Annotated in this window: 19 protein-coding genes and 1 riboswitch; of the genes, 12 read left to right on the top strand and 7 right to left on the bottom strand. The window is 60.8% G+C overall.

Features of this window, described 5'->3' with window-relative positions; genetic code table 11:
* Nucleotides 1–2: 2 nt before the first annotated feature.
* Both C4J83_RS22045 and speB read right to left on the bottom strand, forming a co-directional pair.
* On the bottom strand, nucleotides 3–425 hold the full coding sequence (locus C4J83_RS22045; protein WP_124418196.1) for a YybH family protein: 423 nt from the start codon (nucleotides 423–425) through the stop codon (nucleotides 3–5).
* Nucleotides 425–1375: an agmatinase gene (gene speB / locus C4J83_RS22040; protein ID WP_106576398.1), complete on the bottom strand. Its 951-nt coding sequence runs from the start codon at nucleotides 1373–1375 to the stop codon at nucleotides 425–427. Before speB ends, C4J83_RS22045 begins: the two co-directional genes overlap by 1 nt.
* A gap of 247 nt (nucleotides 1376–1622) precedes the next feature.
* Between speB and C4J83_RS22035 the strand changes: the two genes are divergently transcribed.
* The 7 genes from C4J83_RS22035 to C4J83_RS22005 all read left to right on the top strand — a co-directional run bounded on the left by C4J83_RS22035 (nucleotide 1623) and on the right by C4J83_RS22005 (nucleotide 9570).
* Nucleotides 1623–2516, top strand: a complete 894-nt coding sequence (locus C4J83_RS22035) for a LysR family transcriptional regulator (RefSeq protein WP_124418195.1) — start codon at nucleotides 1623–1625, stop codon at nucleotides 2514–2516.
* 4 nt (nucleotides 2517–2520) lie between these two features.
* Complete coding sequence (locus C4J83_RS22030) at nucleotides 2521–3126, top strand: tRNA-uridine aminocarboxypropyltransferase (protein WP_119742230.1); 606 nt, start codon at nucleotides 2521–2523, stop codon at nucleotides 3124–3126.
* Nucleotides 3127–3367: 241 nt separating this feature from the next.
* Complete coding sequence (gene cysM, locus C4J83_RS22025; protein WP_106576400.1) at nucleotides 3368–4270, top strand: cysteine synthase CysM; 903 nt, start codon at nucleotides 3368–3370, stop codon at nucleotides 4268–4270.
* The gene (gene rlmD, locus C4J83_RS22020) at nucleotides 4270–5622 is read left to right on the top strand and encodes a 23S rRNA (uracil(1939)-C(5))-methyltransferase RlmD (RefSeq protein WP_124418194.1); all 1353 of its coding nucleotides are present in this window, start codon (nucleotides 4270–4272) and stop codon (nucleotides 5620–5622) included. Before cysM ends, rlmD begins: the two co-directional genes overlap by 1 nt.
* A 138-nt stretch (nucleotides 5623–5760) precedes the next feature.
* Nucleotides 5761–8004 (top strand): GTP diphosphokinase, encoded by a 2244-nt coding sequence (gene relA / locus C4J83_RS22015; protein WP_124418193.1) that lies wholly within the window; start codon nucleotides 5761–5763, stop codon nucleotides 8002–8004.
* Between the two features lie 161 nt (nucleotides 8005–8165).
* The gene (mazG, locus tag C4J83_RS22010; RefSeq protein WP_106576402.1) at nucleotides 8166–8999 is read left to right on the top strand and encodes a nucleoside triphosphate pyrophosphohydrolase; all 834 of its coding nucleotides are present in this window, start codon (nucleotides 8166–8168) and stop codon (nucleotides 8997–8999) included.
* A 25-nt stretch (nucleotides 9000–9024) separates the two neighbouring features.
* The gene (locus tag C4J83_RS22005; RefSeq protein WP_014719402.1) at nucleotides 9025–9570 is read left to right on the top strand and encodes a DUF2058 domain-containing protein; all 546 of its coding nucleotides are present in this window, start codon (nucleotides 9025–9027) and stop codon (nucleotides 9568–9570) included.
* A gap of 135 nt (nucleotides 9571–9705) precedes the next feature.
* Here C4J83_RS22005 and C4J83_RS22000 read toward each other — a convergent pair whose 3' ends face one another.
* The 4 genes from C4J83_RS22000 to purM all read right to left on the bottom strand — a co-directional run bounded on the left by C4J83_RS22000 (nucleotide 9706) and on the right by purM (nucleotide 12701).
* Nucleotides 9706–9894, bottom strand: a complete 189-nt coding sequence (locus C4J83_RS22000; RefSeq protein WP_119742236.1) for a hypothetical protein — start codon at nucleotides 9892–9894, stop codon at nucleotides 9706–9708.
* Nucleotides 9895–10270: 376 nt separating this feature from the next.
* The gene (locus C4J83_RS21995; protein WP_106576404.1) at nucleotides 10271–10984 is read right to left on the bottom strand and encodes a DUF3108 domain-containing protein; all 714 of its coding nucleotides are present in this window, start codon (nucleotides 10982–10984) and stop codon (nucleotides 10271–10273) included.
* An 8-nt stretch (nucleotides 10985–10992) separates the two neighbouring features.
* Nucleotides 10993–11643 carry a phosphoribosylglycinamide formyltransferase gene (gene purN, locus C4J83_RS21990; RefSeq protein ID WP_124418192.1) on the bottom strand — a complete coding sequence of 217 codons (651 nt, stop codon included), beginning with the start codon at nucleotides 11641–11643 and terminating at the stop codon, nucleotides 10993–10995.
* Nucleotides 11643–12701: a phosphoribosylformylglycinamidine cyclo-ligase gene (purM, locus tag C4J83_RS21985; protein ID WP_124418191.1), complete on the bottom strand. Its 1059-nt coding sequence runs from the start codon at nucleotides 12699–12701 to the stop codon at nucleotides 11643–11645. Before purM ends, purN begins: the two co-directional genes overlap by 1 nt.
* Nucleotides 12702–13056: 355 nt before the next feature.
* Here purM and C4J83_RS21980 point away from each other — a divergent pair, with 355 nt between their 5' ends.
* From C4J83_RS21980 to C4J83_RS21960, 5 genes are all read left to right on the top strand, one after another.
* The gene (locus C4J83_RS21980; RefSeq protein WP_124418190.1) at nucleotides 13057–14097 is read left to right on the top strand and encodes a DUF2066 domain-containing protein; all 1041 of its coding nucleotides are present in this window, start codon (nucleotides 13057–13059) and stop codon (nucleotides 14095–14097) included.
* 42 nt (nucleotides 14098–14139) lie between these two features.
* Nucleotides 14140–15213: an AI-2E family transporter gene (locus C4J83_RS21975; RefSeq protein WP_106576407.1), complete on the top strand. Its 1074-nt coding sequence runs from the start codon at nucleotides 14140–14142 to the stop codon at nucleotides 15211–15213.
* A gap of 203 nt (nucleotides 15214–15416) precedes the next feature.
* Nucleotides 15417–16121, top strand: a complete 705-nt coding sequence (hda, locus tag C4J83_RS21970) for a DnaA regulatory inactivator Hda (RefSeq protein ID WP_017134884.1) — start codon at nucleotides 15417–15419, stop codon at nucleotides 16119–16121.
* Between the two features lie 213 nt (nucleotides 16122–16334).
* Entirely contained in the window at nucleotides 16335–16964 is a 630-nt protein-coding gene (locus C4J83_RS21965) for a C40 family peptidase (RefSeq protein WP_124418189.1), read from the top strand.
* 145 nt (nucleotides 16965–17109) lie between these two features.
* Nucleotides 17110–17649 carry a C40 family peptidase gene (locus C4J83_RS21960; RefSeq protein ID WP_106576409.1) on the top strand — a complete coding sequence of 180 codons (540 nt, stop codon included), beginning with the start codon at nucleotides 17110–17112 and terminating at the stop codon, nucleotides 17647–17649.
* Nucleotides 17650–17784: 135 nt separating this feature from the next.
* Here the strand turns inward: C4J83_RS21960 and C4J83_RS21955 are convergent, their stop codons facing one another.
* The gene (locus C4J83_RS21955) at nucleotides 17785–19098 is read right to left on the bottom strand and encodes a PQQ-dependent sugar dehydrogenase (protein ID WP_106576410.1); all 1314 of its coding nucleotides are present in this window, start codon (nucleotides 19096–19098) and stop codon (nucleotides 17785–17787) included.
* Between the two features lie 99 nt (nucleotides 19099–19197).
* Nucleotides 19198–19447, top strand: a riboswitch (cobalamin riboswitch).
* Nucleotides 19448–19507: the final 60 nt, after the last annotated feature.

The following is a 19507-nucleotide window of genomic DNA, read 5'->3' as shown; positions in this document are numbered from 1 at the left end:
GGCTAAGGGGGCGGCAGCCCTTCCGGCATAGCGGACAAATGTTCGTGACAGGCCAGCCACAGGCCTTGTTTTTGTTGTGTGCCAGACCCTTGCCGTTTGAAGACAATGGTCTCGCGCTCCTGGCTAAAAAATTGCTCCCCGTTCATGCGCAGCTCGGTGGCCACGTCATGAATAAAAATCGCCACGTCACCTTGCAGGCTGACAAACGCGTTGCTTGACGTGCAGGACAGCACCTCAAACCCCTCGTCCCGGCGCCAGCTGTCCCACAATGCCTGGTAGGCATCGCGGCTGAGCAGCGGCTGGGGGAGGGTGTAAAACACTAAGCTGGCATCGGCCGTGAACGCGCCGAAGTAGGCGGCGCGGTCATTGCGGGCGAAGGCCGAGACCAGTTCGGCCGCGGCGTGCAGCACCTCGCGCGTGCTCATCAGCGATGCGCCACGCCGGGCAGTACGCAGAGCATTTCGTACAGCAGGTTGGCGCCGAGCAGCGAGGTGTTGCCGGTGGTGTCGTAAGGCGGCGAAACTTCTACCAGATCGCAACCAATCAGGTCGAGGCCCTGGCAGCCACGGATGATCTCGATCGCCTGGATAGTGGTCAGCCCGCCGATTTCCGGCGTGCCGGTGCCTGGTGCCCAGGCCGGATCGATACCGTCGATGTCGAAGCTCAGGTACACCGGGCCGCCGCCGACTTTTTCACGCACTTCGGCCATCAGCGGCGCGAGGGAGTGGTGCCAGCATTCTTCAGCCTGAACCACGCGAAAGCCCTGTTTACGGCTCCAGTTGAAGTCTTCGGCGGTGTAGCCCTGGGCGCGCAGGCCGATCTGCACCACGCGGTCGCAATCGAGCAAGCCTTCTTCGACTGCGCGGCGGAAGGTGGTGCCGTGGGCGATTTTCTCGCCGAACATATGATCGTTGACGTCAGCGTGGGCATCGATGTGCACCAGCCCGACCTTGCCGTGTTTCTTGTGGATCGCCCGCAGGATCGGCAGGGTGATGGTGTGGTCGCCGCCCAGCGTCATCGGGATCACGTTGTGCTCGAGGATCTCATCGTAGGCTTGCTCGATGATGCGCACGGCGTCGAGCAGGTTGAAGGTGTTGATCGCCACGTCGCCGATGTCGGCAACCGACAGGGAGTCGAACGGTGCGGCGCCGGTGGCCATGTTGTAGGGGCGGATCATCACCGATTCGGCGCGGATTTCCCGCGGCCCGAAACGGGTGCCGGCGCGCAGCGAGGTGCCGATGTCCAGGGGCACGCCGACGAAGGCGGCATCCAGGCCTTTGGCCGTTTGCAGGTGGGGAAGTCGCATCATGGTGGCGATGCCGGCGAAGCGCGGCATTTCGTTGCCGCCCAGTGGTTGGTGAAAAATCTTGTCCACAGGAGTGCCTCATCGTTGTTGTGGTTATTAGGGGCCGATTCTGCGAAAAGCCCAGGGCGGGAAGAATCGGCAGGGGCAAATACTTAGTTCAGATTTTTCTAAACTAACGCCTGGGGTAAACTCGGCTCAAATGTGGGAGCGGGCTTGCTCGCCAATTCGGTGTGTCAGTCACGGCGGGTTCGATTGATCCACCGCCTTCGCGAGCAAGCCCGCTCCCACAGGTTTTATGTTCGCTTCTGGAGAATCCATGGCCCACGCCTTGCCCGACCTGAAACTCCTGCGCATCTTCGTCAGCGTCGTGCGCCACCAGGGGTTCGCCAACGCCCAGCACGAACTCAACCTGTCGACGTCGGCCATCAGCACTTATATGAGTCAGCTGGAGTCGGCGTTGGGTCTGGTGCTGTGCCATCGCGGGCGCGGCGGGTTCAGCCTGACCAGCAAGGGCGAGCTGTTCCATCAGGAAACCCTGCGCCTCTTGGGCGAATTGGAAGGCTTCGAGCAATACGCCGCAGCGCTCAAGGGCGAGTTGCGCGGCACATTGAAGCTGGGCGTGCTCGACTCCACCGTCAGCGACAAGGCGCTGCCGTTCGCTGAAGTGATTGGCGCCTACAGCCAGGAACACCCGGCCGTGCATTTGCACCTCTCGGTGATGAGCCCTTACGAATTGCAACTGGGTGTGCAGGACAATCGCCTGGATCTGGCCATTGGCGCCTTTTCCAACCGCATGAGCGGGCTGATCTGCATGCCGCTGTACCGCGAGCAACACTGGTTGTATTGCAGCACCCGCCATCCGTTGTTCAACGAACGGCGCATCCCCGAACAAGTGATCACCCAACAGCGCATGGTCGGGCGCGGCTACTGGAGCCAGGCCGAACTGGCGCGCCACGGCTTCAAACACAGCGCGGCAACGGTGGAAAGTATGGAAGCCCAGTTGATTCTGGTGCTGTCCGGCGCCTACATCGGCTACCTGCCCGAGCATTACGCCCAGGCCTGGGCCGACAAGGGCGACCTGCGCGTATTGCTGCCGGCGACCTTCGGCTATCAGGCACCATTTTCGATGATCATGCGCCGGGGCCGCAGCCGCGAGCCGTTGATCCAGACCTTCCGCGATTTACTCAAAGCCCAGCTCAACCAGGCCTGAAACCATGTCCCGACCCCAATGCTCCCGCTGCCTGCGGCCCATCACCCATTGCCTGTGCGCGCTGATCCCCAGCCTCGACAGCCGCACCCGCGTGTTGCTGCTGCAGCACCCGAGCGAGGTCAGCCACGCGCTCAATACTGCGCGGCTGGCGGCGTTGGGGTTGAACAATGCGCAATTGGTGGTGGGTGAGGTGTTTGAGGATTTGCCGACCTTATTGAACCCGCCCGGCTACCAGGCGCGGTTGTTGTTTCCCGCTGAGGATGCGCAGCCTTTGCAGGCCTACACATCGACTGACGAACCTATGTTGCTGGTGGTGCCTGACGGTACTTGGCGCAAGGCGCGCAAATTGTTGCACCTCAATCCATTACTGGCGGCGTTGCCTCGAGTCACCCTGGCCGAGGGTGCGGTGTCCCGCTACCGGCTGCGCAAGGCGCCAGGGCCGGGGGCGTTGTCGACGGTGGAGGCGATTGTGCAGGCCTTGCAGGTGCTGGAGGCGCCGGCGTCTTTTGATGCATTGCTCACACCGTTTGAGGCGCTTATTGAGGGACAGATCTCTGCGATGGGCGAAGAGGTGTTTCGTAAAAATCATGGCAACGGGCAGTTGGGGTAACAGCGTCACCGAGGCGTGGCCTTCGCAGGCAAGCCAGCTCCCACATTGATCTGCATTCGCCGCAGATTCTGCGCCGACCTCCGGCTACCTGCGGGCGCGGGCTTGCCCGCGATAGCGCCGTTGCAGGACACATCCTATTTACTTATTCCTATAAGCCATAAGCACCACACTTTGCGTGATATGGCCCGCCAGCCTTTCCCGGTATGATGTCCGCCCCCGCAGTCTGGATTGCGAATACGCCATGACCTTGCAGTACCCTACAATCGCCGATTGCGTCGGCAACACGCCCCTGGTCCGCTTGCAACGCATGGCGGGTGAAACCAGCAATACCCTGTTGCTCAAGCTCGAAGGAAACAACCCGGCCGGCTCCGTCAAGGACCGCCCGGCGCTGTCGATGATTGCCCGCGCCGAACTGCGCGGGCAGATCAAGCCCGGCGACACCCTGATCGAAGCCACCTCGGGTAACACCGGCATCGCCCTGGCCATGGCCGCGGCCATCAAGGGTTACAAGATGGTATTGATCATGCCCGACAACGGCAGCGCCGAACGCAAGGCGGCAATGACCGCCTATGGTGCCCAGCTGATCCTGGTGACCCAGGAAGAAGGCATGGAAGGTGCGCGTGACCTCGCCGAGCGCATGGCCGCCGAAGGCCGTGGCGTGGTACTCGACCAATTTGCCAACGGTGATAATCCGGAGGCGCACTACACCACCACCGGTCCGGAAATCTGGCGTCAGACCCAGGGCACCATCACCCATTTCGTCAGTTCGATGGGCACCACCGGCACCATCATGGGCAATTCGCGCTACCTCAAGGAGCAGAACCCGGCGATCCAGATCGTGGGTCTGCAACCGATGGAAGGCGCGGCCATCCCGGGCATTCGCCGTTGGCCCCAAGAATATCTGCCGAAGATCTACAACGCGACGCGTGTGGACCGCATCATCGATATGGCCCAGCGCGAAGCCGAAGACACCACCCGCCGTCTGGCGCGTGAAGAAGGCATTTTCTGCGGCGTGTCCTCCGGTGGCGCCGTGGCCGGTATGTTGCGTTTGTCCAGGGAAGTGGAAAACGCAGTGATCGTCGCGATCATCTGTGACCGAGGCGACCGTTACTTGTCGACCGGCATTTTCGACGAACCCAACTGATGGCCAAGCACGAGAGAGGCCTGCGCTTTCAACCGACGGGCGGCAGCCGAGCCCCGCAAATTCCGGTAGGCAAGAAGCAGCGTCTGACCATCGAGCGCCTGGCCAACGACGGTCGCGGCATTGTGTTCTTTGAAGGCCGCACCTGGTTTGTAAATGGCGCGCTGGCCGGCGAAGAGGTCGAAGCACGCGTATTGGGCGCCCACGGCAAAGTGGTCGAGGCGCGCACCGAACGCGTGTTCACGGCGAGCGAGCTGCGCCGTCCGGCACCGTGCGCACATTTTGGCCGCTGCGGCGGTTGCAGCGTGCAGCACTTGCCCCACGCCGAACAACTTGCCCTGAAACAGCGCATGCTCGCCGAACAACTGTCTCGCGTCGCCGGTGTCGAGCCGCAGGTGTGGGCCGCACCGTTGAGTGGCCCGGAATTCGGCTACCGCCGACGCGCCCGCGTGGCCGTACGCTGGGATGCCAAGGCGAAAAAGCTTGAAGTGGGTTTTCGCGCGGTGGCCAGCCAGGACATTGTCGCCATTGATGATTGCCCGGTGCTGGTACAAGCCTTGCAACCGATCATGCAGCGTTTGCCGAACATGCTGCGCCGCCTGAGCAAGCCGCAGGCGCTGGGGCATGTGGAGTTGTTCAGCGGCTCGTCGATTGCCGTGCTGCTGCGGCACATGGCGCCGTTGTCCGAGGCGGACCTGCTGATCCTGCAAGAATTCTGCACCTTCCATGACGCGCAGTTGTGGCTGCATGGCGAAGGCCAGCCGGAGCCGGTCGAGACGGATTCGGCGTTGGGTTATCGGTTGGAACAATGGGATTTGGAGCTGGCTTATCGGCCCGGGGATTTTGTGCAGGTCAACGCCGGCGTCAACGCCGCGATGGTCGCCCAGGCCCTGGAATGGCTGGCGCCACAACCCGACGAGCGGGTACTGGACTTGTTCTGCGGGCTCGGCAACTTCGCCTTGCCACTGGCCCGGCAGGTGCGTGAAGTGGTCGCGGTAGAAGGCGTGCAGACCATGGTGGACCGGGCGGCGCAGAATGCCGTCAGCAACAATTTGCATAATGTGCAGTTTTTTCAGGCCGATTTATCCCAGCCTTTGACTGACGCGGAGTGGGCCAAACAGGGCTTTTCTGCGGTACTCTTGGACCCACCCCGTGATGGAGCCCTGGAGGTTGTGCGCAAGCTCGCGACCCTTAAGGCCAAGCGTCTGGTGTATGTGTCCTGCAACCCGGCCACGCTGGCGCGGGACACGGTTGAGTTGGTCAAGCAAGGCTACCGGCTAAAACGTGCCGGGATCCTCGACATGTTTCCGCAAACCGCGCATGTCGAGGCCATGGCGTTATTTGAAGCGGGCTAGGATGCCCGTTTAATCCGACTGGCCTGCATTCTCCAGGGCCGTGACCTGCCAGGGAGTGTGTGTAAGCTTTATTCAGGTAAAGCAGGTCAGCGATGATTTTTGGCGCATTAAAGGTGCGTCGTAGGGAAGGTAAGCAAGATGGTACAGGTGAGAGCACACCAGCCGATCAACACCGACGGCAGTATCAATCTCGAGGCATGGCTGGATCATGCCGTCAGTGTCGACCCGGCACTGGACCGTGAAGCCTTGAAAGCAGCCTGCGAGTTCGCTCGTGAGTCTGAACAACAAGACAATGCGGCCAAAAACCTGTGGGCGGAGGGCACGTCAAGCTTTCGCACCGGGTTGGAAATCGCCGAGATCCTTGCCGATCTCAAGCTGGACCAGGATTCGCTGATCGCCGCCGTGCTCTATCGCGGCGTGCGCGAAGGGCACATTCCGTTGCCGACGGTCAGCCAGCGTTTCGGCGCGGTCGTGGCCAAACTGATCGACGGCGTGCTGCGCATGGCGGCTATCAGTGCCAGCCTCAGCCCGCGCCAGTCGATGGTGCTGGGCACCCAGGGCCAGGTCGAGAACCTGCGCAAAATGCTGGTGGCGATGGTCGACGACGTGCGCGTTGCGCTGATCAAGCTGGCTGAGCGCACCTGCGCGATCCGTGCGGTGAAGACCGCCGACGACGAAAAGCGCAACCGGGTAGCCCGCGAAGTCTTCGACATCTACGCGCCGCTGGCGCATCGCTTGGGCATCGGCCATATCAAGTGGGAGCTGGAGGACTTGTCCTTTCGCTACCTCGAGCCCGATCAATACAAACAGATTGCGACGCTGCTGCATGAGCGGCGGCTCGACCGTGAGCGCTTTATCACCGACGTGATGGGCCAGCTGCGCTCCGAGTTGCAGGCCACCGGCGTGGACGCCGACATCAGCGGCCGCGCCAAACACATCTATTCGATCTGGCGCAAAATGCAGCGCAAGGGCCTGGCCTTCAGCCAGATCTACGACGTACGCGCCGTGCGCGTGCTGGTGCCGGAAATGCGCGACTGCTACACCGCGCTGGGTATCGTCCACACCTTGTGGCGGCACATTCCCAAGGAGTTCGACGACTACATCGCCAACCCCAAGGAAAACGGCTATCGCTCCCTACACACTGCGGTAATCGGCCCCGAGGGCAAGGTGCTGGAGGTGCAGATCCGCACCCACGCCATGCACGAAGAGGCTGAACTTGGGGTGTGCGCGCACTGGCGCTACAAGGGCACCGACGTCAAAGCCGGGTCCAACCAGTACGAAGAGAAAATCTCCTGGCTTCGCCAAGTGCTTGAGTGGCACGAAGAACTCGGTGACATCGGCGGCCTTGCCGAACAGCTGCGGGTGGATATCGAGCCGGACCGCGTTTATATCTTCACCCCCGACGGCCACGCCATCGACTTGCCCAAGGGCGCCACGCCACTGGACTTTGCCTACCGCGTGCACACCGAAATCGGTCACAACTGCCGGGGCGCCAAGATCAACGGGCGCATCGTGCCGCTCAACTACAGCCTGCAGACTGGTGAACAGGTCGAGATCATCACCAGCAAGCACGGCACGCCGAGCCGCGACTGGCTGAACCCGAACCTGGGCTACATCACCACGTCGCGGGCACGGGCGAAGATTGTTCACTGGTTCAAATTGCAGGCGCGCGACCAGAACGTCGCGGCCGGTAAAACCTTGCTCGAACGCGAGCTGGCGCGCCTGGGCCTGCCGCAGGTGGACTTCGACAAGTTGGCCGAAAAAGCCAACATGAAGATCGCCGAGGACATGTTCGCAGCCCTTGGCGCCGGCGACTTGCGCCTGGCGCAATTGGTCAATCTGGCGCAGCAACTGGTCGAGCCGGAGCGCGGCAGCGAGCAGCTGGAGCTGATCCCTCGCAAAGCCACCGGCTACAAACCGGGCAAGCGCGGCGATATCCAGATTCAGGGCGTGGGCAACCTGATGACGCAAATGGCCGGCTGCTGCCAGCCGTTGCCGGGCGACGCGATTGTCGGCTACATCACCCAGGGCCGTGGCGTGAGCATTCACCGCCAGGATTGCGCCTCGGTGCTGCAACTGGGCGGGCGCGAGCCGGAGCGGATCATCCAGGTCAGCTGGGGCCCGGTGCCGGTGCTCACTTACCCGGTGGACATCATCATTCGCGCCTATGACCGTTCCGGCCTGCTGCGTGACGTGTCGCAAGTGCTGCTCAATGAGCGGATCAACGTGCTGGCGGTCTATACCCGCTCGAACAAAGAGGACAACACGGCGTTGATGTCCCTGACCATCGAGATTCCGGGGCTGGACGCGTTGGGTCGGTTGCTGGGGCGGATTTCTCAGTTGCCGAACATCATTGAAACGCGGCGTAATCGCACACCTTGATGCGGTCTGAAAATATCTGTGGACTGCTTTCTGTGGGAGCCGGGCTTGCCCGCGATGCAGGCGACTCGGTCTGTCTGATAGACCGAGTCGAGGCTATCGCAGGCAAGCCAGCTCCCACATTAGATATTCAGCGGTTCCAGACAATGGGCAGAGATTGACTGATGTATTCACTTGAAGACCTGCTGCACCTGATGAACCGCCTGCGCGACCCAAAGTACGGGTGCCCGTGGGACATCAAGCAAACCTACGCAACCATCGTCCCGCACACCCTCGAAGAGGCCTATGAAGTTGCCGACGCCATCGAGCGCGGCGACTTTGATCACCTGCAAGGTGAGCTGGGCGACCTGTTGTTTCAGGTGGTGTATTACAGCCAGCTGGCGCGGGAGGAGGGGCGTTTTGAGTTTGCCGGTGTGGTCGACAGCATCACCCGCAAGTTGATCCGCCGCCATCCTCACGTGTTTCCCACGGGTGATCTGTATGCGCCGCTGGATATTCCTCAGCTGAGCGAAGAGCAGGTCAAGGAGCGTTGGGAGCAGATCAAGGCTGAGGAGCGCGCGGAGAAGTCCGACGCGCCACAGCAGCTGTCCCTGCTCGATGACGTGCCCACGGCGTTGCCGTCGCTGTCGCGCGCTGCCAAATTGCAAAAGCGCGCCAGCCAGGTCGGCTTCGACTGGCCCGCCGCCTTGCCGGTGGTGGACAACGTGCGCGAAGAGCTGGATGAAGTGCTCGAAGCCATGGCCGATAACGACCCGGTGGCGATTGCCGATGAGGTCGGTGACCTGCTGTTTGCAGCGGTCAACCTGGCGCGGCACCTGAAGGTTGACCCGGAAGCTGCGTTGCGTGGCGCCAATGCCAAGTTCGAACGACGTTTCCGATTTATCGAGCAGGCATTGCGCGATACGCACCAATCCATAGAAGATTGCACCCTCGAAGCGTTGGACGCCCTGTGGGGTGAAGCCAAACGCCAGGAAAAGAATCTGTCCAGCTGCGGTTAAGCAGTTGCCTAAGTGAGTGAGCACCATGAGCCTTTCCCTTCGCGACCAGTTGCTTAAAGCAGGTCTGGTCAACCAAAAGCAGGCCAAGCAGGTCGGCAAAGAGAAACAGAAGCAGCAGCGCCTGGTCCACAAGGGCCAAGCCGAGGTGGATGACACCCAGGCACGCCTGGCCGCCGAGGCGCACGCCGAGAAGGTCAAGCGCGACCAGGAGCTTAACCGCCAGCAGCAGGAAAAAGCTGAGGCCAAGGCCCGCACGGCCCAGGTCAAACAATTGATCGAGACCTCGCGCCTGCCCAAGCTGACCACCGAGGACTACTACAACTTCGTGGATGACAAGAAGGTCAAGCGCCTGTCGGTCAACACGCTGATGCGCAACAAGCTGAGCAACGGCTCCCTGGCAATCGTGCACCATGGCGGCGGTTACGAGGTGATCCCGCGTGAGGCAGCGCTGAAGATTCAGGAGCGTGCGCCAGAGCGTATCGTGCAGCTCAATATCCTGACCGAAAGCCAGGTGCCGGATGAGGATGATCCTTACGCGGCCTACCAGATCCCGGATGATCTGATGTGGTAAGGCGTTGAAACACTCGGGCGTGCCAGGCGCGCCCAACGCCAAAGCCTATAAACACAAACCCCGCTCAAAAGGCGGGGTTTGTGTTTATAGGCACCCTGGCTGCGTGGGGCTGGGGAGCCTAGTGGATTTCAGTATTCAGGAGCTTTGTGCCTGGCGTTTCATCTCTAGAGATTCGAGCTCGTTTTTATAATTGTGGGCTTCGCTCTCGTTGTGGAACATGCCGACCAGTTGGTCTTGTTGATGGACATCCCAGATGTGAATCCCATGGCCCAGTGCTTCGTGAGACATGTGTGCATCGTCGCGTTCAGTTACTTTTACAGTCATCTGCTTGCTCCAATCTCTGGTTGATCTGCGGCAAGTCGTCGCAGGCCTCTTTTATATGTTTTGTTAGCTTGCTAAGTAAACCGATTTTGCACGCAACAATTCATTGCACAAACTGCAACTGTCCCGCAGGCCGCGTAATCCGCGACATTGCGTCGCAGGCGCCTGAGTTTTATGACAAAAGTTTCATGTTCCTCTTAGGCTTTAGTCTTGTAGTGCTTGCTCCAAAGCTAGCGCAGGCAAGCCAGCTCCCACATGGAAACGCATTCCAATGTGGGAGCTGGCTTGCCTGCGATAGCGGTAGAACGCCCAGCACACAAATTGCAGGCAAAAAAAAGCCCCGCATTCAGCGAGGCTTGTTTTTCAGCTCATCAGCCGATCAGCTCCCTTTGACAGCCTTGCCGTCAACGGTGCCGTCCAGCAGCATGATGTTGTATTCCTTACCGTCGGTTTCCACCTGACGCAGGGCAACCAGGATGCCGCCCCAGTCCTTGGCAAACCACATCTGGGTGATGCGCTTGCTCTGGGAGGGGTCGCGCACGCGCTCAACCTTGATCGCATCAATGGCGCCGGCCTTGGTCTGGACCTTTTCCGGGCCGATCACGCGGAAGTCATAGGTATCGACATCGGTGCCCTCGACCACGCGGTAGCTCATGCTTTTTTTGCCGGCGGCGACGTCGCGCTGCAGGGCAAGCTGATAAGTCGATTTGTCGAGCATGCCGCTTTCGAGCGTCACGTTGACCGGGTCCTTGTTTTCAAAACCGGTGACCTTGTTGGCCGCGTGGTCGAAATCCAGGTTGATCTTCTTCGCCTTGCCCAGGCCGCCGCGTTCGAAGCTGTAGCTCTTGGGTTGCAGCGCATCCTTGTCGAACAGGATCACGCTGGTTTCGGTGAGGCTGGCGATCATCATGGAAGCCTTGAAGTTCAAGGTCCAGGTGCCATTGTCATTCTTGGTCAGGCTGCGTTCGGCCGAACCACTCATGGGCAACTGTTTCCAGTCGGCGGTGTAGCTGGCGGAGAAAGGGTGAAGGTCTGCTGCTTGCACGGCAGGCAAGGCGAACAGCGCAAAAGCGAAGAGCAAGGCGCGACGCATAAAATCTCCTAGGTTCGAATCAAGTGGCCGCTGGCCGCAAGTAATTGGCCGTCCAATAATGCACCGTGATCGCCAAGAATCAACCGCCCCTCGGCAAACCAGCGAACAGCCAGCGGGTAAATCCTGTGTTCCTGGGTGTGAACCCGTTGCGCAAGTGTCTGCGCTGAATCTGCAGACTCTACCGGAACCACTGCCTGTACGACCAGAGGGCCGCCATCGAGTTCCTCGGTCACAAAGTGCACGCTGCAGCCGTGCTCGCTGTCGCCGGCCTCAAGTGCACGTTGATGCGTGTGCATGCCTTTGTACTTGGGGAGCAGGGAAGGGTGGATATTGAGCAGGCGCCCTTCGTAGTGCCGCACGAAATTGGCGCTCAGAATGCGCATGAAGCCGGCAAGAACCACGAGTCTGGGGTTAAAGGCGTCGATCAGTTCGATCAAGGCGCTGTCGAAGGCCTCGCGGCCGTCAAAGGCCTTGTGATCCAGGGAGCGGGTTTCAATGCCCGCATCCCTGGCGCGTTGCAGGCCGTAGGCGTCGCTGCGATTGGAGATCACCGCAGCGATGCGCACCGGACTGTCGCCGGTGCGCGTGCTGTCGATCAAGGCCTGCAAGTTACTGCCGGTGCCGGACAGCAGCACCACGACATCACAGGTCTGAGACATCAATGGGCCTTGAGGTTCTTCAGTTCAACCTGAGCTGCGCCTTCCGGGGCAGTCGCGATCTGGCCGATGATCCAAGGCTGCTCGCCCGCTTCACGCAGAACGTTCAGCGCTGTTTCAACATGCTCTTGAGCCACGCAGATGACCATGCCGACGCCGCAGTTCAGCACGCGGTGCATTTCGGTCTCGTTGACGTTGCCTTTCTCTTGCAGCCAGTCGAATACCGCAGGACGCTGCCAGCTGGCCACGTCGACGATCGCCTGGGCGCCTTTTGGCAGAACGCGCGGGATATTGTCCAGCAGGCCGCCGCCAGTGATGTGGGCCATGGCTTTGACAGCGCCGGTGTCCTTGATCAGCTTGAGCAGTGGTTTGACGTAGATGCGCGTCGGGGCCATCAGCAGGTCGGTCAGCGGCTTGCCATCGAGTTGAATGTTCTCGATGTCGGCACCGGACACTTCGATGATCTTGCGGATCAGCGAGTAGCCGTTGGAGTGCGGGCCCGAGGATGGCAGCGCGAGCAGGGCGTCACCGGCAGCGACTTTGGAACCGTCGATGATTTCAGATTTTTCGACAACGCCGACGCAGAAGCCGGCCAGGTCATAGTCTTCGCCTTCGTACATGCCTGGCATTTCAGCGGTTTCGCCGCCGACCAGGGAGCAACCCGACAGTTCGCAGCCCGCGCCAATGCCGGTCACGACCTGGGTCGCGGTCTCAACGTTGAGCTTGCCGGTGGCGTAGTAGTCGAGGAAGAACAGTGGCTCGGCCCCGCACACCACCAGGTCGTTGACGCACATGGCAACCAGGTCGATGCCGATGCTGTCGTGCTTGTTCAGGTTCAAGGCCAGGCGCAGCTTGGTGCCCACGCCGTCGGTGCCGGAGACCAGCACAGGCTGTTTGTAGCCGGCCGGGATTTCGCAGAGGGCGCCAAAACCGCCCAGGCCGCCCATGACTTCGGGGCGCGCAGTGCGCTTGGCGACGCTCTTGATGCGTTCGACCAATGCTTCACCGGCGTCGATGTCTACACCGGCGTCCTTGTAGCTCAGGGAGGGTTGCTTGCTCATGATCCAGGCCTTTAGGGGGGATTTCTGGGTAACGACCGAGCTGGCGAAGGCTTTCATGAAGAGGCCCAGCCGTTGACGGTCTGCGAAGGCGCGCGATTTTATCAGGCTTGAGGGGCAGCGGCCATCCTCGGGCCGACGGGCAGGGCCATAAAGGTTAAAAAGCGCGGTTAAAAAATTGCTAATCGTCTCTGCGATGGCGCGTATTAAGGTATAGCCTCTAACCCGCTATCGTTATGACAGTACGAAAACTTACCGCGACCCTGTGAATGTTTTACCGGCTGCTGTGGTCACAGCCTGGCAAGCCGGGTTCACGCGGTCTGTTCCAGCCGCTAAATTTGTCGTTCGGGAATCTTCCATGCGTCTGTGTAAATTCTTCTTTGTAGGCTGCTTGTCGTTGGTCAGCCTGGCGAGTCATGCCGAAACCCTCAATGGCCTGTATCAAGTACTTGAACCGGTCAGCAGCCAGTCGCCCCAAGAGCGCGACCAGGCCACCCAGCGTGCCGTGCAAACCCTGGTGATCCGTTTGACTGGCGACGCCAAAGCCGCCGAAGGCCCGGGCCTGGCGGCGATTCGCAAAGAACCGCAGCAAATCATCAGCCAGTATGGCTACGACGCTGGCCCACCAGAGAGCCTGCAAGTGGATTTCGACCCGGTGAGCACTGATCGCGCCCTGCGTGCAGCGGGCCTGTCGATCTGGGGCAGCAATCGGCCGTCGATTCTCGGCTGGTGGCTGAACGACTCCACCGAAGGCAGCAGCCTGGTGGGTGATGGTCAAGCCGTTGCCGGTGCCTTGCGCCGTGCGGCGCAACACCGGGGTTTGCCGTTACGCCTGCCGCTGGGTGATCTGGATGAGCAGGTCGTCGCCACCGCACCGAATCTGGAAAGCGCCGATGCCACGCCACTGCGTGCAGCCTCCGAGCGCTACGGTGCCGACGCGTTGCTCGCGGTGCGCGCCCGTCAGGAAGGCAACCAGTGGCAGGCCAAATGGCGCCTGTGGTTGGGCGACAAAACTGAGCAAGGCACCGCGCAGGGCGCCGACACCGCTGCCGTGGCCGACGCCGTATTGCTGGCTGTCAGCCAAAAGCTGGCGCCACGCTTTGCGGTCAAGCCCGGCGTGAGCAGTGAACAATTGCTCGAAGTGCAGGGCATGAATCTGGAGCGCTACGCTGCACTGGGCCATCTGCTCGAACCTTTTGGTGGTCAGCCGCAGTTGGTCGACGGCACTCGCATTGTGTACCGCGTCAACGGCAGTGCTGATCAATTGCGTACCCAGTTGAGCCTGGCCAAGTTGCAGGAAGTGCCTGCGGGCGAAGCTGCTGTTCAGCCGCCGGTGGCGGAGGGTGCGCAGGCGCCCGCAGCACCTGAACCTCAGGCGCAACTGCGTTTTCGGTGGTAACTGTTCTTCCTATATAGATAGAAGCAAATAATGGAGTGGTTTATGGCGGATACGCGTCGTTGGGTGTGGCTTGGCGGGATTGTCCTGCTGTGCGTTTTTGTGTTCTTGCTGCATTCGATCCTGACGCCGTTCCTGGTCGCGCTGCTGCTGGCTTACCTGTTCGATCCCGTGGTGGATCGCCTGGAGAAGGCCGGCCTGTCGCGCACCTTGGGGGTGGTGGCGGTGTTTGCCTTGTTCACGTTGATCATCACCGCGCTGGTATTGGTGCTGGTGCCGATGCTGGCCAAGCAACTGTTTCGCCTGTATGAACTGGCGCCGCAGATGCTTGACTGGCTGCAGCACACGGCAATGCCGTGGGCGCAGGCCAAGCTGGGGTTGGCGGACGGCTTCTGGAAGTTCGACAAGGTAAAGGCGGCGATCAGTGACCACATGGGCCAGACCACCGACATCGTCGGTGTCGTGCTCAGTCAGGCCACGGCGTCCAGTTTGGCGTTGATCGGTTGGTTGACCAACCTGGTGCTGATTCCGGTGGTGGCGTTCTACTTGCTGCGTGACTGGGACATCATGATGGCCAAGATCCGCAGCCTGCTGCCGCGCAACAACGAGGAGCGCATCGTCTCGCTGGCGGAGGAGTGCCATGAGGTGCTGGGCGCGTTCGTGCGTGGCCAGTTGCTGGTGATGCTCGCGCTGGGAATAATCTATGCCGCGGGGTTGATGGCGATCGGCCTGGAGCTGGGCCTGTTGATCGGCTTGATTGCCGGTCTGGCTGCCATCGTGCCGTATATGGGCTTTGTGATCGGGATTGGCGCGGCGCTGGTGGCGGGGTTGTTCCAGTTTGGCGGCGACCTGTACCCGATGCTCGGGATTGTTGCAGTGTTTATGGTCGGCCAAGCCCTTGAAGGGATGGTGTTGACGCCCTTGCTGGTGGGCGACCGGATCGGCCTGCACCCGGTGGCGGTGATCTTTGCGATCCTGGCAGGCGGTGAGCTGTTTGGCTTTACGGGCATCCTGCTGGCGCTGCCGGTGGCGGCGGTGATCATGGTGCTGGTGCGCCATGTGCATGATCTGTACAAGGATTCGGATGTGTACACCGGGGTCGAAGACCCCGATCTGTAACCGCTTCGTCACAGACCCGGCCCAGGCCGGGTTTGTTGTTTCTACGGGCGGGGTGTCAAACAATTTGCGCAAATCGCCCAAGTTAACGCAAACCTTTGATTTTGCTTGTGGTCTGCTGCATTGTGCGCCCGGCGTCACGGGTATAAACTTTGCAAACTTTACACAGAGGCCACTAACGGTTCGTTTGGAGCCGTTCAGTCAGCATGAAACCGATTCAGCTGCCCTTGGGTGTGCGTCTGCGTGACGACGCCACCTTTATCAATTACTACCCAGGCGCCAATGCCGCTGCACTCGGCTATGTCGAGCGGCTTTGCGAAGCCGACGCCGGGTGGACTGAAAGCCTGATCTATCTGTGGGGCAAGCACGGCGTGGGGCGTACCCACCTGTTGCAGGCAGCGTGCCTGCGCTTCGAGCAAATGGGCGAGCCGGCGGTTTACCTGCCGTTGGCGGAGTTGATGGACCGTGGTATCGGCATCTTCGATCACCTGGAGCAATACGAGCTGGTGTGCCTGGATGATCTGCAGGCGATCGCCGGCAAGGCGGATTGGGAAGAGGCGCTGTTCCACCTGTTTAATCGGCTGCGTGACAGTGGCCGGCGCCTGTTGATCGCCGCGTCTACCTCGCCGCGTGAACTGCCGGTGAAGCTGGCCGACCTCAAGTCGCGCCTGACCCTGGCACTGATCTTCCAGATGCGCCCATTGTCCGACGAGGACAAATTGCGCGCCCTGCAACTGCGCGCATCCCGTCGCGGCCTGCACCTGACCGACGAAGTCGGGCATTTTATTCTCACCCGCGGCACCCGCAGCATGAGCGCATTGTTCGATTTGCTCGAACAGCTCGATCAGGCCTCGCTGCAGGCTCAGCGCAAGCTGACCATACCCTTCCTCAAGGAAACCCTCGGCTGGTAGCCAGCCCTTGTATTGCGCGGCTTTCGGCAAATTTCAGGCGCCAGAAAACCTGCGTTTGGGCCGCTTTGGCCACGCAAAAGGCGTGTAATGGGTGTTAAGCGGTTAGATGTCATCGTTCAAACAAGAAGTCACATAGATCACGATTGAATTTGCAAATCGATGTGATAGTGGGCATAGTCTCGACTTCTTTACATACCAGCCACGGTCGTGCCCATGCTAAATCGCTTCGCACCCCTCGTGCCTCTCGCACTCGTTACCCTGTTGTTTGGTTGCGCCACCCACACTCAAAACGTGGCTGAGCAGCAAAAACCAGTACAACAGTCCCAGGCAAAATTCGTTGCAACGCAGTCTTCCACTGTTTACGAGGAAGAAGTTGCAACTGAAAAGGAACTCGCCGACTTCGCCGGCAGCAAGCCTTACCAGCTTCCAGTTCTGGCCGACAGCATTCTTGAACGCGGCATGTCCCTGATCGGTACCCGTTACCGTTTCGGCGGTACCTCTGAAGCCGGTTTCGACTGCAGCGGCTTCATCGGCTACCTGTTTCGTGAAGAAGCCGGCATGAACCTGCCTCGCTCGACCCGCGAAATGATCAACGTGGATGCACCGTTGGTCGCACGCAACAACCTCAAGCCCGGTGATCTGCTTTTCTTCAGTACGGCGGGCCGTGGTCGTGTCAGCCACGCCGGTATCTACTTGGGCGATAACCAGTTTATTCACTCCAGCAGCCGTCGCAGTGGCGGTGTCCGCGTCGACAACCTGGGTGACAGTTACTGGAGCAAAACCTTCATCGAAGCCAAGCGTGCACTCGCCATGGCCCCGACGACAGTTACCGCTAGCAAGTAAAGTTAAAGTGATACTTGAAGTTTGACGTGTAAGCGCTAGAATCCCTGGATATTGTTGTAATCCGTTCGCGCGAGCTTTGCTTGCGCGTTCTGGTTTTCAGCGTTCGGCAGCGAAAAGCCGCATCCAGACCAGGATTGTTCTGCCCATGTCGACCTCAGCCCGCCTCATTCTTCTTGTTTGCGCCGCGCTCCTCAGCGCCTGCGCAAGCCGTCCACCGCCGCCCGCTCCCGTAGTGGTCAAGCCTAAGCCGGTGTTCAATTACTCCACGCAAAATTTCTCGCCGGCCGCCGAAGACGTGCTCTTCCGTGCGCTGGGCCTGGTCGGCACGCCTTATCGCTGGGGCGGCAACACGCCGGACTCCGGGTTTGATTGCAGCGGCCTGATCGGGTTTGTCTACCGTGACGCTGCGGGCATCAGCCTGCCGCGCACCACCCGAGAATTGATCGTGATGCGTGCGCAGGACGTGAGCGAAAATAACCTGCAGACCGGCGACCTGATCTTCTTTGCCACTGGCGGCGGCTCCCAAGTAAGCCACGCGGGTATCTACGTGGGCGAAGGGCGATTCGTGCATGCACCGCAGACCGGCGGCACGGTGAAGCTGGATACGCTGTCCAAAGCCTATTGGCAAAATGCCTACCTGAGCGCCAAGCGCGTGTTGCCGGCGAATCTGGCGCGCAACCCGTAAGGCGAGTGCAGATCCCGATGTGGGAGCGGGCTTGCTCGCAAAGGCGGTGGGTCAGTCGATACGCCTGATGGCTGACACTCCGCTTGCGCGAGCAAGCCCGCTCCCCCATTGGTTTTGCGCTGTACCCGAACTCGGCTATTTGGCTGCCGACACCCGCCACACCTTATTCCCCACGTCATCGGCCACCAGCAAATCTCCCTGCTGATCAATCACCACGCCGACCGGTCGGCCCATGGCTTTCTCATCGCTGTTGAGAAACCCGGTCAGCACATCCACCGGCTGGCCCTTGGGTTGGCCGCCTTCGAACGGCACGAAGATCACCTTATAGCCACTGTGCGGTTTGCGGTTCCACGAACCGTGCTGGCCGATAAACGCGCCGTTGCTGAACTGCGCCGGCAGTTTGCTGCCCTCGGCGAAGGTCAGGCCCAATGACGCGGTGTGCGGCCCCACGGCATAGTCCGGAGCGATGGCCTTGGCGACCAAGTCCAGGTTCTGCGGCGTGACGCGCACATCCACGTGTTGCCCGTAGTAGCTGAATGGCCAGCCATAAAACGCGCCATCCTTGACCGACGTGATGTAGTCCGGCACCAGGTCGCTGCCGATCTCGTCGCGCTCGTTGACCGCCGTCCACAGCTTGCCGCTCTGCGGTTCCCACGCCATGCCGTTGGGGTTGCGCAGGCCGGAGGCGAAAATACGGTGCTGGCCTGTGGCACGGTCGACTTCCCAGATTGCCGCGCGGCCTTCCTCGGCTGCCAGACCGTTTTCGCCGACGTTGCTGTTGGAGCCGACACTCACGTACAGCTTGCTGCCGTCCTTGCTGGCCACCACGTTTTTCGTCCAGTGGTGGTTGATGCTGCCACCCGGCAGGTCGACCACCTTGGTGCCGGCGGCCTTGATCGCGGTTTCGCCCGGCTGATAAGGGAAGCGCAGCAGTTTGTCCGAGTCCGCCACGTACAGGTCGTTGCCGACCAGGGTCATGCCGAACGGCGAGTTGAGGTTCTCCAGGAACACGGTGCGGGTCTCGGCCACGCCATCGTGGTCGGCATCGCGCAGCAGGGTGATGCGGTTCGGGCTCGGCACGGCGGCACCGGCGCGCCCCATGACCTTCTCCATCACCCAGCCGCGAATACCCTTGGCGTCATCCGGCTTGGGCGGCGCGTTGGTTTCCGCCACCAGCACGTCGCCGTTGGGCAATACATACAGCCAGCGCGGGTGGTCCAGGCCTTCTGCAAACGCCGCGACCTGAGTGCCGGCGGCAGCTGTCGGCTTCGCGCCGTCTGGCCAGCCAATCGCCGGGGCGATGTTCACCGTGGGGATCAGGGTTTTGTTCGGCTCCGGCAGCTTGGGTGAAGGCCCGGTGCCGTCGGACACCTGCAGAGTGGAGCTTTCACCGCAGGCGGCGAGGGTGCCTGCGAGCATGATCAGTAAGGCAAGTCTGGTTTTATGCATGGTTTTCTCCTTGATACCTGTAAGGGTAGAGGCGTTTGCCGGTCCGATCGTTCAAGTGCAAGGCCGGCTTTAATTGACGCTCCACCCCCAACCCACTAACCTTCGCGGCTTGTTCCAGGTGCTCTGTGACCTGTGGGTCGACAGAGTGAAACAGGGAAGCCGGTGAGTGAGCGCACTTGTACACAGTGCTGCCGCGATTCCGGCGCTGCCCCCGCAACGGTAAATGAGTCAAGACGGTGCCTTTTGCCACTGTATCCGCGTGATATGGGAAGGCGCGCCGTCGGCCTGCTCGCTCGCTGAGCAAGCGCCACTCATGAGCCCGGAGACCGGCCTGGATCATCCAACAGCATCACGGTGGGCGATGCTTGGCTGTCTGTGTGTCTATTTTCCTGCCCGCCGTTTTTTGTCC

It is taken from the genome of Pseudomonas sp. LBUM920 (assembly GCF_003852315.1).
Classification (GTDB): Bacteria; Pseudomonadota; Gammaproteobacteria; order Pseudomonadales; family Pseudomonadaceae; genus Aquipseudomonas.
Note: the sequence above shows the minus strand (reverse complement) of the source record. Positions and strands in the feature narration are given on the sequence as shown.

Coding starts and splice junctions, on each gene's coding strand:
- C4J83_RS22045 (WP_124418196.1), bottom strand. CDS start 425: ATGAGCACGCGCGAGGTGCTGCACGCCGCGGCCGAACTGGTCTCGGCC.
- C4J83_RS22035 (WP_124418195.1), top strand. CDS start 1,623: ATGGCCCACGCCTTGCCCGACCTGAAACTCCTGCGCATCTTCGTCAGC.
- C4J83_RS22030 (WP_119742230.1), top strand. CDS start 2,521: ATGTCCCGACCCCAATGCTCCCGCTGCCTGCGGCCCATCACCCATTGC.
- cysM (WP_106576400.1), top strand. CDS start 3,368: ATGACCTTGCAGTACCCTACAATCGCCGATTGCGTCGGCAACACGCCC.
- rlmD (WP_124418194.1), top strand. CDS start 4,270: ATGGCCAAGCACGAGAGAGGCCTGCGCTTTCAACCGACGGGCGGCAGC.
- relA (WP_124418193.1), top strand. CDS start 5,761: ATGGTACAGGTGAGAGCACACCAGCCGATCAACACCGACGGCAGTATC.
- mazG (WP_106576402.1), top strand. CDS start 8,166: ATGTATTCACTTGAAGACCTGCTGCACCTGATGAACCGCCTGCGCGAC.
- C4J83_RS22005 (WP_014719402.1), top strand. CDS start 9,025: ATGAGCCTTTCCCTTCGCGACCAGTTGCTTAAAGCAGGTCTGGTCAAC.
- C4J83_RS22000 (WP_119742236.1), bottom strand. CDS start 9,894: ATGACTGTAAAAGTAACTGAACGCGACGATGCACACATGTCTCACGAA.
- C4J83_RS21995 (WP_106576404.1), bottom strand. CDS start 10,984: ATGCGTCGCGCCTTGCTCTTCGCTTTTGCGCTGTTCGCCTTGCCTGCC.
- purN (WP_124418192.1), bottom strand. CDS start 11,643: ATGTCTCAGACCTGTGATGTCGTGGTGCTGCTGTCCGGCACCGGCAGT.
- purM (WP_124418191.1), bottom strand. CDS start 12,701: ATGAGCAAGCAACCCTCCCTGAGCTACAAGGACGCCGGTGTAGACATC.
- C4J83_RS21980 (WP_124418190.1), top strand. CDS start 13,057: ATGCGTCTGTGTAAATTCTTCTTTGTAGGCTGCTTGTCGTTGGTCAGC.
- C4J83_RS21975 (WP_106576407.1), top strand. CDS start 14,140: ATGGCGGATACGCGTCGTTGGGTGTGGCTTGGCGGGATTGTCCTGCTG.
- hda (WP_017134884.1), top strand. CDS start 15,417: ATGAAACCGATTCAGCTGCCCTTGGGTGTGCGTCTGCGTGACGACGCC.
- C4J83_RS21965 (WP_124418189.1), top strand. CDS start 16,335: ATGCTAAATCGCTTCGCACCCCTCGTGCCTCTCGCACTCGTTACCCTG.
- C4J83_RS21960 (WP_106576409.1), top strand. CDS start 17,110: ATGTCGACCTCAGCCCGCCTCATTCTTCTTGTTTGCGCCGCGCTCCTC.
- C4J83_RS21955 (WP_106576410.1), bottom strand. CDS start 19,098: ATGCATAAAACCAGACTTGCCTTACTGATCATGCTCGCAGGCACCCTC.